Below are 2,220 nucleotides of genomic sequence, written 5' to 3'. Positions count from 1 at the left end.
CGAATGACCTCTTTTTGGACGGAAAAGAAGGGCCAAAACTCTACTTTACAACGGTACTGAAAGAAGGGAAGAGATCAAGATACCGGGGCAGCCAATAGACCTTGCAGCCCGAGGGCGATAGCAAATAAAGAGACGTTACGGCAGAGTCTGATTGAAGACATTAATGCCCCCTTCGTCATTGATCGTCTGCCACTGAACCTTGCCGGAGGTGACTGAACTTGGGTAGGTATGATGGCTAAATGGTGCGATCATCAATGCCGCAGGGCTATCGAGTTTGGCGGCCTGATCACCTATTTTAAGGCTGGCGAAACTGACAAAATACGGTGAATTGTTGCTGACTTTAATACCGTCTTTCACCCGGGAAAATTGCAGATCCCGCTGTGCGGCGGCGGATGATGATGGCAATCCTGACGGGCGGTAAAACAACTTGATAATATTGCCGACGCCAAATTGCACCGTTCCACTGACGCCTGCACGTTGATTGCCCGACTCAGGCATGGTGCTGGCTGGAATAGCGCTGGCATGAAAAAAGAAGACTGACTCGTGGTTATTTGGCGCATTCACGTTTTGAGCCACGATACGAATTTGGTTGGTGCTGCCCGCTTCCAGACGAAATAGCGGTGGCGTAACCGAAAACGGTGCCGGTTCATATTTATGCTGCATGCGGCTTATTCCGGTTTGCACCAGATAAGGTGTCGCAGCCAGGGTATTACGAACCGTCACACTAATACTGGGGGCACCCTGAGGATAAATCAGCCGGGTGGCGTTGATACCAAATCCTTCCGCCTGTGCCACGAAAGACGAGGCTAATAAGGACAGCATCAAGGAAAAAAGTGGGAAAAAACGGGGCATTCTACGGCTCCTGTGGGCTAAAAAAAGCGGGCAATAATGCCCGCTTGCGAACAGAGATAAATCAGTTGTAGGCAAAGCTGAACAGGATAGGTGCGCTAACAGCACCAATATCTGCTGCTGTTGCAGAGGTTGAAGCCAGACCAGCTTGTAAGCTCAGAGTCTTGGTATTGAAATCACCAGCCGCAGGTGTAGAACCGGCGGTTGCAACGATCAGTTTGTCATTGTTGCTGATAAAGGCATTCGGAGTAGCAACCTTGCTCAACATGATGCCGGTGTTGGTGCCGGTGGTGTTAAACATGTTCGGGTTACCGCCCAGTGTCTGACCTGTTACTACCAGACCTGCGGTATCACCAGCAGCCAATGGAACCTGACAGTTGTTCAGACCGACAGTGAAAGGCTTAACGCTGGCGGCAATTGGTGTGGCGACAGAAGTAAACTCGCTGCGAGTGTAGTTACCCAGGTCCAGATTATTGGTAGACAGGCTGACGTCACAAGTAGCAGCAACCACGTTGGCAGTGATAGTCATCTGGGCGTTAGAAGCCGCCTGAGCACCACCAGTAGCAGCCAGTAACAACAATGCAGCCGGAGCCAGAGTTAATAAATTCTTACGCATGATATTTCCTTATTTAATTGGTGTACCCGATTACTCGGAATTAGGTGTTATAAAAGTCATAGATAAATAAAACCATAAATTGGCTTATTACCAATGTGTCAGCATTCAACACTTACTTATTCCTCAGACATAACTAATGCATGAATGAGGTTTTCTTCATTTTTTGATGATATTTTATGAGTTAATACGTCTGAACTCTTGATTACTCAAAGAGTCATCAATATAAATATAATCAAAACAGACGGTGAGTTATGTTCCGACTCAACTTGCTGATGGAAAATAATAATAGTTTTAATATGGATAACGAATAAATGTAGGAGAACTGTATTTATCCGTACCCCTTAAGAAGACAATGTTATGTAGTCATAAAAGTGGTACAGCCATAAAAACTATTGAAATGATTATACTCGATTTTTTTATCTGGTAAATACAGCATGAATGGGTGATTGGACTAACAATTCAAAAACATACAACATTTCACTCTGTGAATGTGGTGGTATTGGACAATTTTAGGCTAACTATTTATTTATTGTAGGATTTTAAATTCAATTAACAAGTTAATCCCAGATAAAAAGACTTAATAAAAAAAATTGAAAAATCCTTAAAATCATACATTAATGTAGGAACAATCTAACAATTAACTATTATTTTAAATAAAATGTAAATGTAAAGTTATTTAGCAAATATATTTAACCTATCATTCTGATTTGCATTTATTAATTTAAATTCAGTCAATTAATATACATATACGTAAA

Annotated in this window: 2 protein-coding genes; both read right to left on the bottom strand. The window is 42.6% G+C overall.

Annotation, left to right across the window (positions count from 1 at the left end):
- Positions 1-135: 135 nt before the first annotated feature.
- Positions 136-852, bottom strand: coding sequence for a fimbrial biogenesis chaperone (locus HU019_RS20120; protein ID WP_174850131.1), 717 nt, complete (start codon positions 850-852; stop codon positions 136-138).
- Positions 853-913: 61 nt separating this feature from the next.
- Entirely contained in the window at positions 914-1,465 is a 552-nt protein-coding gene (locus HU019_RS20115; protein WP_174850130.1) for a fimbrial protein, read from the bottom strand.
- Positions 1,466-2,220 lie beyond the last annotated feature (755 nt).

This window comes from Yersinia artesiana, assembly GCF_902726545.1.
GTDB classification, from domain to species: domain Bacteria; phylum Pseudomonadota; class Gammaproteobacteria; order Enterobacterales; family Enterobacteriaceae; genus Yersinia; species Yersinia artesiana.
Note: the sequence above shows the minus strand (reverse complement) of the source record. Positions and strands in the feature narration are given on the sequence as shown.

What these genes read in the sequence shown, in the direction of transcription:
- HU019_RS20120 (WP_174850131.1), bottom strand. Translation starts at nt 852, where the DNA reads ATGCCCCGTTTTTTCCCACTTTTTTCCTTGATGCTGTCCTTATTAGCC.
- HU019_RS20115 (WP_174850130.1), bottom strand. Translation starts at nt 1,465, where the DNA reads ATGCGTAAGAATTTATTAACTCTGGCTCCGGCTGCATTGTTGTTACTG.